Genomic DNA, 13,248 nt, shown 5'->3' on the forward strand with positions numbered 1-13,248 from the left:
CTGCGCCTTATGCGCCACCATAACGAGAAAAAGCATGAACACATTGGACTCTATTATTCAAAGGATCCGTCCCTTAGATCAGGAGAAAATGGTGCAGGCTGCGGAATTTGTGGATGCGTTAGCCAAACCACCGGGAAGTTTGGGGCGCTTGGAACAGCTTGCGATTCAGCTGTCAGGCATGTCGGGGATTGCGGATTTAGCCAATCTCAACAAAGAGATTATCGTGATGTGCGCCGATCACGGCGTGTTTGATGAAGGGGTTGCCGTCACGCCTAAAAATGTCACGGCGATCCAGGCTCGAAACATGCAAAAGGGGCTCACCGGCGTCTGTGCGCTGGCCAAAAATAGCAATACGCACGTGCTGCCGGTTGATATTGGTATTGATGCCGAGCCGATCGCCAATCTGCGTTCGCTGAAGCTGGCGCGTGGCTGTGGGAATATCGCTCGCGGGCCCGCGATGAGCTACCCGCAGGCAGAGCAGTTGCTGATTGCCAGCGCTAATCTGGTGCAAGAGCGCGTGGCACAGGGGATATCAGTTTTTGGCGTCGGTGAGTTAGGCATTGCGAATACCACGCCCGCGTCGGCCATGATCAGCGTGCTGACCGATACCGATCCTCATGACGTCGTCGGTATCGGCGCGAACCTTCCTTTGGCGCGGGTGGCACATAAAGAAAGCGTGGTGCGGCGCGCCATCGAGGTCAACCAACCGAATGCACATGATGCCGTAGACGTGCTGGCTAAAGTCGGTGGTTTTGATCTGGTGGGTATGACCGGCGTGATCCTCGGAGCCGCCGCCGCGGGTGTGCCCGTTGTGCTGGATGGCTTCCTCTCTTATGCGTCAGCGCTGGCCGCGTACCGTCTGGCACCACAGGTACGAGATTACTGTATTCCCTCGCATTTTTCGGCGGAAAAAGGGGCGGCGGTGGCGCTTTCGCATCTTGACCTTATTCCGTATTTATATCTGGAGCTGCGCTTGGGAGAAGGCAGCGGTGCCGCGATGGCCATGTCGGTGATTAGCGCCGCCTGCGCCATGTATTGCGATATGGGGCAGCAAACGAGCAGTGGTTTTAGTTTACCGCCGTCGCCGTTACGTGACTGATTTTTTAATTATGAATTAATGGGTGTATCAACATGCGCTGTAAAATTCCTAAGACCGATCTATTAGTGACGTTTGAAGCCGTGGCACAGTATGAAAGCTACACGCGTGCGGCAGAGAAATTAGCGTTAACGCAGAGTGCGGTATTCCGTCAAATAACCGCCTTAGAAGAATTTCTTAACGTGTCTTTATTCCATCATGTGCGTAAACGTATTTTTCTTAACGACGCAGGCCGTTATTATCTCGACCTCGTCAGAGATACGTTAGAACAGATGGAACGCGATACGCAAAGTATTATGTCCTATCAATCTACGCAACAGATTTTGGAATTAGCGGTCACACCAACGTTTAGCACACACTGGCTGATCCCTAACCTGAGTGACTTTCATGAAAATAATCCGGAGATAGTGCTTAATTTAATTGCGCTAACCACACCCGCCGATTTTTTAAATCTACGCTATGACGCTGTGATTATGCGCGAAGACTTCTGTAGCCCTTGGGCTGAAAATGAACATTTATTTGAAGAGGAGTTAGTTCCAGTCTGTAGCCGAATGCTGTGGCGTGACGATAAAGAGGTGATGCGTGCGGATCAGTTACTGGATGAATTCACGTTGTTACACCAGACTACACGGCTGGATTCGTGGCACGACTGGTTTGCGTTATCCGGAGTGAGCAGCCCGCAGGTACGCATGGGGCCGCGCTTTGACCTACTCTCGATGCTGATTTCTGCGGTACGTTCCAATTTAGGCGTTGCGCTGCTGCCGCGCTTTGCAATTCATAAAGATCTTGAAAACGGCGATATGGTGATCCCTTGCGATTTACCCATGAGTACCGGAAACCACTTTATTTTAACTTATAAAGAAGGCAAGCGAGGATTACGCAGTTTGCAGAAATTTAGCCGCTGGGTGCATGAAAAATCGAATGACGAGGAATTAAAAAGAACAGGTGTTCACAGTTAAGCATCATATGTTGAAAATTGAACAATTGATTTTTAATTTAATAAAATAATAATTGGAATTGTTTTTATATTTTCAATTTTCAAACAATCTATTATTTGTTGCGCCCCATGGTTAGCAAGAACCTCTTGCGACTATTTTTTTAATTTATTGAGTAAAAATAATGCATAAAAATGATTTTTTTTACCAAGAGATATTTCCTCTTTCTGATGATAAAACTGAGTATTACCTCCTTACCGATAAATACGTGTCTACTTTTACGATTGATGGCAAGGAAGTGCTTAAAATAGAACCTGAGGCGTTAACGCTGGTTTCGCAACAGGCGTTTCATGATGCATCCTTTTTCTTACGCCCTGCGCATCAACAACAGGTCGCGGCTATTCTGCAAGATCCGCAGGCCAGCGAAAACGATAAATATGTGGCGTTACAGCTCCTGCGCAATTCGGAGATCTCGGCGAAAGGCATTTTGCCCAACTGCCAAGACACGGGAACCTCAACGATTGTTGCCAAGAAGGGCCAGTATGTTTGGACCGATACCGACGACGTTGAAGCGCTATCACGCGGTATTTTTAATACCTTCCGCCAAGACAATCTGCGCTATTCACAAAATGCGGCGTTGGATATGTACAACGAAGTGAATACCGCCACCAACCTGCCCGGACAAATTGATATTTTTGCCACCACCGGCGCGCAGTATTCATTTTTGTTCGTGAATAAAGGCGGCGGTTCAGCCAACAAAGCTGCGCTGTATCAGGAAACCAAAGCCATTCTTGAGCCGGAAAAACTCACCGCGTTTTTAATCGAAAAAATGAAAAGCTTGGGTACAGCGGCTTGCCCGCCGTATCACATTGCTTTTGTGATTGGTGGTTTGTCGGCGGAACAAACGTTAAAAACCGCTAAGTTGGCCTCAACCAAATATTTCGATGCGCTGCCGGTGAGCGGCAATGAGTACGGTCAGGCATTTCGCGATACGCATCTAGAACAGAGCTTGCTTGAGGCCTCCCGCGAGTTTGGTTTAGGAGCACAGTTTGGCGGCAAATATTTCGCGCATGATGTGCGCGTTATTCGTCTGCCGCGCCACGGTGGATCGTGCCCGATTGGCATGGCTATTTCATGTTCGTCAGATCGTAATATCAAAGCCAAAATCAACAAGCAGGGCATCTGGCTTGAGAAGTTAGAACGCCATCCTGAGCGCTACATTCCGCAGGCGATGCGCCAGCATCAAGAAGGGCAGGTGGTCGATATTGACCTAAATCGCCCGATGGCAGAGATCCAGCAAGAACTTTCGCGCTATCCGGTGTCGACGCGCGTGTCGCTCAACGGGCCGCTGATTGTGGCGCGTGACATTGTGCATGCCAAGCTTAAAGAACGCTTAGAGCAGGGCGAGCCGCTGCCGCAATATATAAAAGATCATCCTGTGTATTACGCAGGACCCGCCAAAAAACCAGACGAACATGTCTCAGGCTCGATGGGGCCGACCACCGGTGGGCGCATGGATAGCTACGTGGAGCTTTTCCAATCTCACGGCGGAAGCTTAGTGATGCTCGCCAAAGGTAATCGTAGCCAGCAGGTTACCGACGCCTGCGCACGGCATGGAGGCTTCTATCTGGGCAGTATCGGTGGTTCGGCGGCGATACTGGCACAGGAATACATTGAAAGCCTTGAGTGCCTTGAATACCCCGAGCTGGGCATGGAAGCGGTATGGAAAATGAATGTCAAAAACTTCCCTGCGTTTATTTTGGTGGATGACAAGGGCCATTCATTCTTCGACCAAATTCAGATGAAGGCATGCACAGGCTGTCAAAAATAGCCAATAGGAGCATTGTCATGAGTGAAGAACGCTATCAACAACGTCAACAGCAGCTCAAAGAGCGCGTTGAACAGCGGGTTGCGGCAGCCACGAAACGCTGCGGGATCGTAATTGTGTTTACCGGCAATGGCAAAGGTAAAACCTCTGCGGCTTTCGGTACGGCGGCACGGGCAATCGGTCACGGTATGAAGGTCGGCGTGGTGCAATTTATCAAGGGGGAGTGGGAGAGCGGCGAACGTAATCTTCTCGAACGCGCCGGGGCTGAGTTTCATATTATGGCCACCGGTTTTACCTGGGATACTCAAGACAAATTGTCAGATACGCGAGCGGCGGTAACGGCGTGGGAGCAGGGTAAGCGCATGCTGGCGGACCCTGCCTATGGGCTGGTTATCTTAGATGAACTGACCTATATGCTCACCTATGGCTATTTGGCATTGGATGAGGTGTTAACCGCGCTTGAAAATCGACCCGCTCAGCAAAATGTGGTGATCACGGGAAGAGCCTGTCACCGAGATCTCATTGCGTTGGCAGACACGGTGAGTGAACTACGACCGGTTAAACACGCCTTTGATAGCGGCATTCAGGCACAGGCGGGTATTGATTGGTAACGCTCGTCGAAATAACAAGGGCCACGCCACAGGGTGTGGCCTTTCTCTTGCTCTCTGAATAATTTCCCAATAAAAGCCATTAATCTGCACCATCCAAGTCACCAACAGTGCCTCTTCGCAAAAAAGAAATGATGAAATTTCCCCTCGCTTTGGCTAGACAGTGACTATAGTCAATGTATGCCTAGGCAATAAAGCAAGCAATTGGTTTGCTATCTCAGTGCAAGACCGTATTGCTTAAGCTTTTCTTATAGTGTTGTTTATCTCTAAGAACTTTCTAAATAGGATTAAATTTTGTTTTTTCTGGATGAAAAAAATAAATCCCTAACGGTTTGTGTTGTTAATGTTATGTGATTTATGCATGTAATTTATAAGGTTATTGATTTTTTTATTAAAAATCAATGGCATGACTAGTTATGATTAAAATTGAAGATAGATTATGACGATCAATTGAGCGATTTTGATTGGCTGTGATTGGTGTTGACGATCAATAGATCAGATTTGATCGAAATTGATTATCGAAATACCCATTGATAGAATGGGTGAATAATCTATCTTGTTAATGCGGTGTTGAGTGAATGCTTTGCTGAAGCACCCTGCTTGGGGGACATCATGGATGACGTATTCTTGTTCAGTCGCTCGCACTTCATGCAGTCGGCTATTGCGAGCATCACTGGATGCCGTACAGCGACACCTCGAACCAGCCCAAACTTCAAGTTTCAAAATCCCATACAAACTGCCGTAGCGGTTCTGATCATTCGGCCTAAACTACTGCTAATTGATACGGTGCTAACGTGCGCCGCTGATGTCCAGTATTTACTCCAGCGTTTGGCCGATGAAAGCTACCGCAGCCGTATCGTTCTGATCGTTGACAATAAAGACGCTCAGATAGCACATCGCTATCCGCTAGATTTCCCAGAGCTTAATATCGCGTGCATCGGCGACCTACAAGCGCTCTCCTACATCATTCAGAGCACTTCGCGTGGCTATTTAGTGAATACGCTGTCTTCGCAAATTTATCTTGGCTTGCAAAAGCATATCTCCAATAAATTTGCGGCGTTGTTGATGGACTGGGATGCTGTTTGTTCGCAGGCGAAAGATAAGGGCAACGGCTACAAAAATATCTTAAACCGACGCTCTTATCTCAAGAAGAAGCTAGGACTCAAGAACAAAACCGAGATTGACCTGCTGATTGGTATGTTAAAAGAGCCGAACAGCACCTCTGACGCCGCTTCCCAGCTGCATCAGAGCATCTAATAGCACGCTCCTGCGCGCCGTGTCAGTCCAACAGCCTGACATATTTAGCCTTGCCTTCTGCGAGGCTTTTTTATGTCTTAAAAACTATCGCCGCCTATTTTTTGATCTTTATTTTATCCCGCGAGCGAATGCACTTTATTGACTTTAAAGCTCAATATGCCAAACATATCGGTAAGTTCGCTATATGGGGCTGTATACAGCGAAAGGTTATATAAATGACTTATTACTCGTTTATTAAATTGGTATATACACTATCAGCGATAAACGGAGGAATATACTTTCGAGTTGTATATTTCAGATTATCCGCAATACCTGCAAGAAAACTCCTATTTTTAAACGTACTTTAAATGGAGAGTGATTATTTATCAGCGCTTAGAATGGGGGGCTAAAACATCCATATTATATGGACATATTGGTCGTCATTATCCGGTTTAAACAAAATAATAAACGTCTTTTGCCCGCTTGAATTGACGCTGTTCATTTGGGTTTTATATTTCAAACGCAAAGTTTCCAGTGTGGTTTGATAGTCATTTATTGGTTTATTCCATAGAGGAAATATCTTATTTTTTCATTCCGATAAATGACTAGGATTAAGCCGTGAATAAGGTGCCTTAAACCCTTGCAGCGCAAGGGTTATTGCTTTTTCACGTAAGAAATATCTTACATTTCAACTAGATGATCTACGTCACAAAACGATCTTTTCGTTACATTCTGTAACAGTTAAGTATTTCTTAATAATCTATAAAACTTCTTAAACTCCCCCATTGAGTATTTGCTTACTCATCTTTCCTCATGAATTAAATATGTACTAGAGATACTCAATATCGCCAATCGATGAACGTTTTGACTACGCCGTTTATTCGCAATTAACCCACCTGTATACGGTGCTTTAATTTAAGGCAGGGAATGTTTGTCACGACTGGCAGTTATCCTTAATTTTCAGTTGTAAGGGACAGTAAATGGCTTCATCAAGTTTCCAAAATGAAGTACCCAAGGCTCGCGTAAATATCAAATTGGATTTACATACCGGTGGAGCACAGAAGAAAGTTGAACTGCCGCTGAAATTACTGGTAATGGGCGACTATAGCAACGGTAAAGAACAACGTCCACTTTCCGAACGCAGCAAAATCGATATTAATAAAAATAACTTCAATAGCGTACTGGGTGAATTCCAGCCAAGCATTAAAATGGCGGTGCCAGATACTTTGGCCGGTGACGGCACAGATACTGCGGTATCTCTGACCTTCAACGATATGAAAGATTTTGAACCTGAACAGGTCGCTCGCCAGATCCCTCAGCTACGTGCACTGCTCGCCATGCGTAATCTGTTACGCGATCTCAAATCAAACCTGCTCGACAACGCCACCTTCCGCCGTGAACTCGAAAATATTCTCAAAGACGACGCTTTGAGCGATGAACTGCGTGCGGAATTGGCGGCATTGGCGCCGCAAGACTGTTAATCACCGGGTTGGATAAGAGAAGGAAATGCTGATGTCTGTACAGGAAAAAAATGCGCAGGGTAATGCTACCGCTGTGCTGGAAAATGAAGCACCTATCATGCAGGGCGTTTATGTGTCACTGTTTGAAAAAATCAATCTCAGCCCGGTTTCATCGCTGACCGGTATTGAAATCTTCCAAAATAACGAAGGGCTGGCAGAAACTTCCGCCGACGAGCGTGTTACCGCCGCCGTGAGCGTGTTTTTAGATCTGCTGAAACAGTCGGCACAAAAAGTCGAAAAACTGGATAAAACCCTGCTGGATGGCCACATTGCCGCATTGGATGCTCAGATTAGCAGCCAATTAGATGCCGTGATGCACCACCCTGATTTTCAGCGCGTGGAATCCACGTGGCGTGGCGTTAAATCCCTGATTGACCAAACTGATTTCCGCCAAAACGTTCGCATTGAGCTGCTGGACGTGAGCAAAGATCATTTGGCTCAGGATTTTGAAGACGCGCCAGAAATTGCCCAAAGCGGCCTGTATTCCCATACCTACATTCAGGAATACGACACCCCAGGCGGTGAGCCTATTGCCGCCACTATCTCAAACTATGAGTTTGGCCGTGGCCCGCAGGATATCGCTTTGCTGCGTAATATCTCCAAAGTGGCTGCTGCCGCGCATATGCCGTTCATTGGTTCTGTTGGCCCTGCGTTCTTCGGCAAAGACACTATGGAAGAAGTGGCTGCTATCAAAGATATCGGCAACTACTTTGACCGTGCTGAGTACCTGAAGTGGAAATCGTTCCGTGAGAGCGACGATGCACGCTACATCGGTTTAACCATGCCGCGCGTATTAGGCCGCTTGCCATATGGTCCAGACACTATCCCTGTGCGTAGTTTTAACTACGTGGAAGAGGTGAAGGGCCCAGATCACGAGAAATATCTGTGGACTAACGCCTCGTTTGCTTTCGCCGCCAACATGGTGAAAAGCTTCATCAACAACGGTTGGTGTGTGCAAATTCGTGGCCCACAGGCCGGTGGTGCCGTTACCGATCTGCCGATTCATCTTTACGATTTGGGCACCGGTAATCAGGTGAAAATCCCGTCTGAAGTGATGATCCCTGAAACCCGCGAGTTTGAATTCGCTAACTTGGGCTTCATCCCGCTGTCGTACTACAAAAACCGCGACTACGCGTGCTTCTTCTCGGCGAACTCCACGCAGAAACCGGCGCTGTATGAAACCCACGACGCCACGGCTAACAGCCGTATCAACGCGCGTCTGCCGTACATCTTCCTGTTATCGCGTATTGCGCACTATCTGAAACTGATCCAGCGCGAAAATATCGGTACCACCAAAGACCGCCGTCTGCTGGAGCTGGAACTGAATAACTGGATCCGTGGGCTGGTGACTGAAATGACCGATCCGGCTGATGACTTACAGGCGTCACATCCACTGCGCGATGCCAAAGTGACCGTTGAAGACATCGAAGATAACCCAGGTTTCTTCCGCGTGAAGCTGTTTGCGGTTCCGCATTTCCAAGTGGAAGGCATGGATGTGAACCTGTCTCTGGTTTCGCAGATGCCTAAAGCCAAAGCCTAATCGGGACCGAGCGCAAAGATGAAAATTGACCGTCCGTTATGGGCTGCTGGGACATTGCTGTCTCCGCAGCAGTTCCAACAGCAGGCGCGCTGGGAGGCGTACACCAATGAGTGTATCGCTCATCTGGCACTGGTTCACCCTTGGGGGATCTTGGCTGCTGAGTTTGACAAGGACGCATTACGGCTGGGCAAACTGAAAGCGGATCGCATTAGCGTCCGCTTTCAGGACGGTACGCTGCTCGACAGTGAACGGGCAGATCTGTTGCCACCTGCGCTGGATTTAGCGCAGGTGTTACCTGCCGACGCACAAAGTGCCACGCTGTTGCTGGCGCTGCCGCTGGAACATGCCAACGGCGGTAACTGCCTACCGACGGATGCCAAAGCCGATCGTCCCATTCGCTATCGTCAGGATTGGGCGTCAGTGCAGGACATTTTTGGTAACGATACCGAGTCCATTGCGGTGGCGCGTTATGCGCTTACGCTGCGTTTGGAAGGGGATGAAAACGGTGACTACCTAACCTGTCCCGCGGTGCGTTTAGTGCGCGACGTGCAGGGCGTTTGGGGTGTCGATCCGCAGTTTGTTCCACCGCTGCTTCAGTTCGGTGCGCACGCTGCGTTGGTGAGCTATTTGGATCGTTTATTGACCCAATTACATGCCAAACGCACGCGTCTGATGGGAATGCGCCGTGAAAGTAATCAGCGCATGGCCGATTTTGCCGTCGCCGATGTGTCGTTGTTTTGGCTGCTGAATGCGCTGAACAGCTATCAGCCGGTGCTGAATGATTTCCTCACCCATCCGGCGCTGCATCCCGAGCTGGTTTATCGCGAATTAGTGAAGCTGGCCGGTGCGTTGCTCACTTTTTCATTAGAGCACGATATGGATGCCATTCCGGCCTATGACCACGCGCGTTTAAGCTCAGTATTCCCGCCGTTGTTCAGCCTGATTAGCACGCTGTTAGAAGCCAGCTTGCCGTCACGCGTGATCGCCCTCGAACTGGAAAAGGTCCGTCCGAACCAGTGGCAGGCTGCGTTAAACGACGCTCGTCTGCGCGAAGAGGCGGATTTCTATCTTTCGGTTCGCTCAGCGTTACCGGCTCATCTGCTGCAAACCCAGTTCCCACTGCTGTGCAAAGTGGGCGCGCCGGATGACGTCAATAATTTGATCAACGTTGCCCTCAACGGCGTTCCGCTCATTCCACTCAGCCATGTCCCTGCTGCCATTCCGCTACGTCTGGAAAATCAGTATTTCGCTTTGGATCTCAAACATCCAACGGCGACGGCGATGTTGGCCTCTGGCGTGTGTGCGTTTTACGTACCGGGAACCTTATCGGATGTGCAACTTGAACTGTATGCGGTGCTGAGAGCATGAGTAAAAAGAGCGTGATTGATATCGACGAGCTGCTGCAAGACACGTGGCTGCTGGTGGTCCAACTGCGCCAAGGGATTCCGGTCGAGCATGGCCAAACCCTTTGGCAGCATTGCACGAAAAATATCGAACGTACCGAACAGACTTTGAAAGAAGCGGGCATGCATCAGAGTGCTATCGATCATATTCGTTACGCCCAGTGTGCTTTGCTGGATGAAACGGTGTTAGGGCGTCCCCAAGACGATGGCTACTCTGCCTGGCACGCGATGCCGTTGCAGGCCCACTTCTTTCAAACCTTACAGGCCGGTGAACTGCTTTATCAACGCATGCGCGAAGTGCTGCGTGAGCCCGCGCCAAACATGGCCGTGCTGACCTGTTTTCACCGTGTGCTGATGCTGGGATTTCGTGGCGTCTACGGCGAAAACGATACGCCGGAGCGCCAACAGTTGGTGGCTGAACTTAGCCAGCGCGTAGCGCCGCTGGACGTTGATCAAAGCGCACCGCTGCTGGTAAACGCTGCGGCTTCGCGACGTTATCGCTGGCTGCATTCGCGTTGGGTTCATGTTGTTGCGGCGGTAGTGATTCTGGCCGGTGTTTGGTGGGGCTTCCATAGCTATCTCACAACGCTGGTTACCACGCTGCTACCCGCCAAGCCATAAAGGGACGATGACATGAGCACCACCTATAAGCGCGCCCTATGGGCATGGGGCGGATTGCTCGCGCTGTTACTGTGTCTGGTTTGGTTGCCGCTGACGCTGTTGGGGCAAATTATCGCCATCGTAATGGTTTTACTGGTGGTGGTTATCGGTTGGCGGCGCGCAGGGCGTGTGAATGCCCATGTGATGGAGGCCACCGCTGATTTACCGCCTGAGCATTTCCGTCATCCGGTGGTGGTGGTGTGCGGCGACGGCGTTGATGCGCTGTTTGGCCTCGCCAACGTAAGAGAAACGCCGCAGGGCTGTTATCTGCGTTTACCGCCTGATCTTCGCTTGGTGGATTTTGTTGATTCTATGCTGGCGCAGCGTGCTGGTTGGAGTGAACAAATCAGCATCTTGCGGGTGATTAACCCACAGCAGCAAAGCGATACCGCCGTGCTCGCGGGGCAAATGCGTGAGCTCTGTTATCAGGTTTCACGCGTCAGCAAGCTGTGTGGCCGAGATACGCCGGTGCTGTTCACCAGCTATTTGGCTATCGCCAACGCCCATCAGCCCGATGAACTGTGGTTTGAGTGGCTGGCAGGGCAGGCGGAAAACAGCGTCGGCATTGGCCGTTCGGCACCGCGCGCGCTGGCTGACTGGCTTGTGGCGAATCGTAGCGATGAAGGTGACGCGCTGCGCGCTGAACGCTTCCAGTGTGCGGTCACGGTCAAAAGCTGGCGCGAATGGATGGCTGAATTTGTGTTGCCACACTGCCAGCGTCAGGAACATTCGGCTCCGGCCTGTCGACCGGTAGCGATTGCACTATCGCCGGTCGCGGCGCTGCCTGCATCAGCGGGTAATCACTCGCTGTGGCAGCAGTGGTTAGCAAGTAAAACCACGCTTGGCGATGGGGCGAATAGCGAAACGGTAAACGCTGAAACGAGCTCTGTGCTGGCTTTTCCCGATCGCTTACTCCGCCTGTTGCCTCAGCAGTCGGGGTTTACTCCGCTGCGCCGGACGCAGGCATGGGGCATTGGGCTATTTACGCTGGCAGCGATTGCGGCCTTAGGCAGCTCCGCGTGGCATAACCGCCAGCTTTTGCGGCAGGTAAGTGACGATATCCAGCGCTACAACGCGATTCGCATGACCGACTACGTGGCGAAAAAGCACGCGGTTGACGTGCTGATCCAAGACGAAGTGCTGTTGGATAACAACTATCGACAGGGTGTTCCGCTGCGCATGGGGTTAGGGCTGTATCCGGGTGAGCGCTTGCGCCAGCCGTTACTGGCGACGATTGCTACCTATTTGCCACCGCCACCGGAAAAAGTGCAGGAAAAAGCCAAGGTGGTGATCCCCAAAGCGGTGCGCTTAGACAGCCTGTCGCTGTTTGATACCAACAGCGCGAAGCTAAAAGCGGGTTCCACCAAGGTGTTGGTCAGTGCGCTAGTCGACATCAAAGCGCAGCCGGGCTGGCTGATTGTGATCGCCGGACATACCGATTCCACCGGTAATCCGCAGCGCAATGTCACGCTCTCCCAAGCACGCGCCGAAGCGGTACGCGATTGGATGCGCAGCATGGGGGATATTCCGATGACCTGTTTCGCGGTGCAGGGATATGGCGCAAGTCAGCCTATCGCCAGCAATGAAACCGACGTTGGCCGAGCGGCTAATCGACGGGTAGATATTCGTCTGGTGCCAGAGGCGGGAGCCTGCAAGCTGCCCGCCAAGGCATCAGATTTTTAACCAGCCGCCAGTGTGGCGGCTTACAACAGCGTACTTATCAGTACCCCAAGTGCCGATAAGTACCTCCCCAGTAACAAGGAGTTTTACATGGCAATTCCAGCATATCTGTGGCTGAAAGACGACGGCGGCGCAGACATTAAAGGTTCAGTAGACGTACAAAAACGTGAAGGCAGCATCGAAATGGTCGCGCTGGAACACTCTCTGTACATCCCTACCGACAACAACACCGGCAAACTGACCGGTACTCGTATCCATACTCCTCTGGTATTCACCAAAGAGGTGGACGCATCTAGCCCTTATCTCTACAAAGCCGTGACTTCTGGCCAGACCCTGAAGTCTGCCGAAATCAAATGGTACAAGATCGATGACGCGGGTCAAGAAGTGGAATACTTCAACACCAAGCTCGAAAACGTCAAAGTCGTGAAAGTCGCGCCAAAAATGTGGGATATCAAAGACCCATCGAAAGAAAAACACAACCATCTGGAAGAGATTGAGTTCCGTTACGAGAAGATCACTTGGACCTTCAAAGACGGCAACATCATTCATTCTGACTCTTGGAATGAGCGCGCTTCAGCGTAATACCTCAGGCAGGCGAGAAATCGTCTGCCTTTTCGTTTTTCTGCTCAGCGCCAAAACGGCCTTGTTCGGACGCTGAGCACAACAACAAACTGATTTAAAACAATTTAATTTGATGACCTTATGGGCCTTGGCTTCCAAGTATGGAAAACGGCTATGGGCG

General features: G+C 50.2%; 11 protein-coding genes. All 11 read left to right on the plus strand.

Annotated elements, in window-relative coordinates:
- The first annotated feature begins 34 nt into the window (after positions 1–34).
- The 11 genes from cobT (at position 35) to DSM2777_RS13995 (ending at position 13,088) form a co-directional block, all read left to right on the plus strand.
- The gene (gene cobT / locus DSM2777_RS13945; protein ID WP_061554266.1) at positions 35–1,099 is read left to right on the plus strand and encodes a nicotinate-nucleotide--dimethylbenzimidazole phosphoribosyltransferase; all 1,065 of its coding nucleotides are present in this window, start codon (positions 35–37) and stop codon (positions 1,097–1,099) included.
- A gap of 32 nt (positions 1,100–1,131) precedes the next feature.
- Positions 1,132–2,055: a LysR family transcriptional regulator gene (locus tag DSM2777_RS13950; protein WP_061554267.1), complete on the plus strand. Its 924-nt coding sequence runs from the start codon at positions 1,132–1,134 to the stop codon at positions 2,053–2,055.
- 160 nt (positions 2,056–2,215) lie between these two features.
- Complete coding sequence (locus DSM2777_RS13955) at positions 2,216–3,862, plus strand: fumarate hydratase (protein ID WP_061554268.1); 1,647 nt, start codon at positions 2,216–2,218, stop codon at positions 3,860–3,862.
- A 17-nt stretch (positions 3,863–3,879) separates the two neighbouring features.
- Complete coding sequence (gene cobO / locus DSM2777_RS13960; RefSeq protein WP_046457914.1) at positions 3,880–4,470, plus strand: cob(I)yrinic acid a,c-diamide adenosyltransferase; 591 nt, start codon at positions 3,880–3,882, stop codon at positions 4,468–4,470.
- A gap of 609 nt (positions 4,471–5,079) precedes the next feature.
- Entirely contained in the window at positions 5,080–5,724 is a 645-nt protein-coding gene (locus tag DSM2777_RS13965) for a hypothetical protein (RefSeq protein ID WP_061554269.1), read from the plus strand.
- Between the two features lie 959 nt (positions 5,725–6,683).
- Positions 6,684–7,184: a type VI secretion system contractile sheath small subunit gene (gene tssB / locus DSM2777_RS13970; protein ID WP_025802730.1), complete on the plus strand. Its 501-nt coding sequence runs from the start codon at positions 6,684–6,686 to the stop codon at positions 7,182–7,184.
- A 25-nt stretch (positions 7,185–7,209) separates the two neighbouring features.
- Complete coding sequence (tssC, locus tag DSM2777_RS13975) at positions 7,210–8,763, plus strand: type VI secretion system contractile sheath large subunit (protein ID WP_061554270.1); 1,554 nt, start codon at positions 7,210–7,212, stop codon at positions 8,761–8,763.
- An 18-nt stretch (positions 8,764–8,781) separates the two neighbouring features.
- Positions 8,782–10,131: a type VI secretion system baseplate subunit TssK gene (gene tssK / locus DSM2777_RS13980; RefSeq protein WP_061554271.1), complete on the plus strand. Its 1,350-nt coding sequence runs from the start codon at positions 8,782–8,784 to the stop codon at positions 10,129–10,131.
- Complete coding sequence (gene tssL / locus DSM2777_RS13985) at positions 10,128–10,787, plus strand: type VI secretion system protein TssL, short form (protein WP_061554272.1); 660 nt, start codon at positions 10,128–10,130, stop codon at positions 10,785–10,787. Before tssK ends, tssL begins: the two co-directional genes overlap by 4 nt.
- Before the next feature lie 12 nt (positions 10,788–10,799).
- Positions 10,800–12,509, plus strand: a complete 1,710-nt coding sequence (locus DSM2777_RS13990) for an OmpA family protein (protein WP_061554273.1) — start codon at positions 10,800–10,802, stop codon at positions 12,507–12,509.
- Between the two features lie 87 nt (positions 12,510–12,596).
- The gene (locus DSM2777_RS13995) at positions 12,597–13,088 is read left to right on the plus strand and encodes an Hcp family type VI secretion system effector (protein ID WP_025802740.1); all 492 of its coding nucleotides are present in this window, start codon (positions 12,597–12,599) and stop codon (positions 13,086–13,088) included.
- Positions 13,089–13,248: the final 160 nt, after the last annotated feature.

It is taken from the genome of Obesumbacterium proteus (genome assembly GCF_001586165.1).
Classification (GTDB): Bacteria; Pseudomonadota; Gammaproteobacteria; order Enterobacterales; family Enterobacteriaceae; genus Hafnia; species Hafnia protea.

Bases quoted from the DNA above. Each gene is read 5' to 3' on its own strand.
- cobT (WP_061554266.1), top strand. From the start codon at position 35: ATGAACACATTGGACTCTATTATTCAAAGGATCCGTCCCTTAGATCAG.
- DSM2777_RS13950 (WP_061554267.1), top strand. From the start codon at position 1,132: ATGCGCTGTAAAATTCCTAAGACCGATCTATTAGTGACGTTTGAAGCC.
- DSM2777_RS13955 (WP_061554268.1), top strand. From the start codon at position 2,216: ATGCATAAAAATGATTTTTTTTACCAAGAGATATTTCCTCTTTCTGAT.
- cobO (WP_046457914.1), top strand. From the start codon at position 3,880: ATGAGTGAAGAACGCTATCAACAACGTCAACAGCAGCTCAAAGAGCGC.
- DSM2777_RS13965 (WP_061554269.1), top strand. From the start codon at position 5,080: ATGGATGACGTATTCTTGTTCAGTCGCTCGCACTTCATGCAGTCGGCT.
- tssB (WP_025802730.1), top strand. From the start codon at position 6,684: ATGGCTTCATCAAGTTTCCAAAATGAAGTACCCAAGGCTCGCGTAAAT.
- tssC (WP_061554270.1), top strand. From the start codon at position 7,210: ATGCTGATGTCTGTACAGGAAAAAAATGCGCAGGGTAATGCTACCGCT.
- tssK (WP_061554271.1), top strand. From the start codon at position 8,782: ATGAAAATTGACCGTCCGTTATGGGCTGCTGGGACATTGCTGTCTCCG.
- tssL (WP_061554272.1), top strand. From the start codon at position 10,128: ATGAGTAAAAAGAGCGTGATTGATATCGACGAGCTGCTGCAAGACACG.
- DSM2777_RS13990 (WP_061554273.1), top strand. From the start codon at position 10,800: ATGAGCACCACCTATAAGCGCGCCCTATGGGCATGGGGCGGATTGCTC.
- DSM2777_RS13995 (WP_025802740.1), top strand. From the start codon at position 12,597: ATGGCAATTCCAGCATATCTGTGGCTGAAAGACGACGGCGGCGCAGAC.